General features: G+C 42.3%; 1 protein-coding gene. It reads left to right on the top strand.

What is annotated here, in order from left to right; all coding sequences use genetic code 11:
• Positions 1 to 285 precede the first annotated feature (285 nt).
• Positions 286 to 1410, top strand: a complete 1125-nt coding sequence (locus HMPREF1517_RS00270; RefSeq protein WP_036380601.1) for an IS1249 family transposase — start codon at positions 286 to 288, stop codon at positions 1408 to 1410.
• The last annotated feature ends 31 nt before the right edge of the window (positions 1411 to 1441 follow it).

Here is a 1441-nt window from a genome sequence, read left to right as displayed (position 1 = left end):
TGTCCCCGCAACCAACGAAATTTAACCGTAGGCTGATGTCTGCGGTTTTTTAGTGCAATGGATTAAACAGTGGCGTATTGCCGGTCTTTTGTGGCTTATAGGACAAAAAACGTGTTACAAAACCGCTATAGCCATTGAAATTTCAATGGCTATAGCGGTTTTATCTTTTTTGAAAGAAGATAGAGGGTGGACAAAAAACGTGTTTAGAATGCTTGTTAACAGTTGAAATTTCAACATGTATTGGCGTTATATCTTTCTGAGAATGAATTATCGGGAGGATACCGAATGAAGAGCGTTAATTGTCCATATTGTGGAGCCAAATGTATCAGACATGGAAAGAATAGTTCAGGTACGCAGAGATGGTTTTGCCCTGAGTGCAAGTCATCATTTACACCTAAAATCGATAACTCTTCAAAGCAATTAAATATGTTCCTGAAGTGGTTGTTTGGACGAAGCACTCAAGCGAATATGCCGGGTGGAGGCAGAACATTTCGTAGAAATACGGTAAAGTTCTGGAACCTGTGGCCTATGCCTCCTGTCATTGAGGACAAGAAAGACGTATTGTATTTAGACGGCATATATCTTGCCAGAAAGGCATGTGTATTGATCTGCTGTGATGACAAACATGTACTTGGATGGTATCTATGCAGATATGAGCATTCCGGTGCCTGGAAGGCATTGATGTCTAGAATAGAGGAACCTGTAATGGTGGTGTCTGATGGAGGCTCTGGTTTTAATAAGGCACTTCGTAAAACGTGGCCTCATGCGAGACACCAAAGGTGCCTGTTTCATGTGTTTTCACAGATAAAACGATATACGACAACGCGGCCTAAAACCCTTGCAGGGATTGAGTTATACACACTTTCAAAGGATCTGCTGAAGCTTGATACCAAAGAGGAAGCAGAGAAATGGACAGAAAGATTTGTGGAATGGATGAGCAAGTACAACAAATTCCTGAGCCAGATGTCCCGTGACGAAAACGGAAACTGGAGATACACACATGAAAGGTTGTTAAAGGCACAGCGCTCCATTGTAAGGCTGATAAAAGAAAACAGCATGTTCACATATCTGGATGAGCAGTTAAGTCAGGAAATAGATGAATTGCCGTCAACGAATAATCGGATCGAAGGAGGCGTCAATTCGAGGATAAGAGCATTGCTCCGGGACCATAGAGGGTTATCTGTCGAAAGAAGAATAAAAGCGGTCTTCTGGTGGTGTTATATGCACTCACCGGAGCCGCTTTCTGTGTCTGAAATATTGAGAGTGATGCCCACAGACAAGAGCATTTCAGATATATACGAAAGAATTTCGGATAGCGAAAAACGCACCTCAACTATCCCTATGTGGGGTGATGCTATCGTCTGGAGTGAACTCCATAGAGAGGACAATTATCCTTCTTACTGGGATTAGCAAAACACGTTTTTTGTCCTATAAGCCTCTT

Source organism: Streptococcus sp. ACS2, from assembly GCF_000525585.1.
Taxonomy (GTDB): Bacteria; Bacillota; Bacilli; order Lactobacillales; family Streptococcaceae; genus Streptococcus.
Note: the sequence above shows the minus strand (reverse complement) of the source record. Positions and strands in the feature narration are given on the sequence as shown.

Bases quoted from the DNA above. Each gene is read 5' to 3' on its own strand.
- HMPREF1517_RS00270 (WP_036380601.1), top strand. From the start codon at position 286: ATGAAGAGCGTTAATTGTCCATATTGTGGAGCCAAATGTATCAGACAT.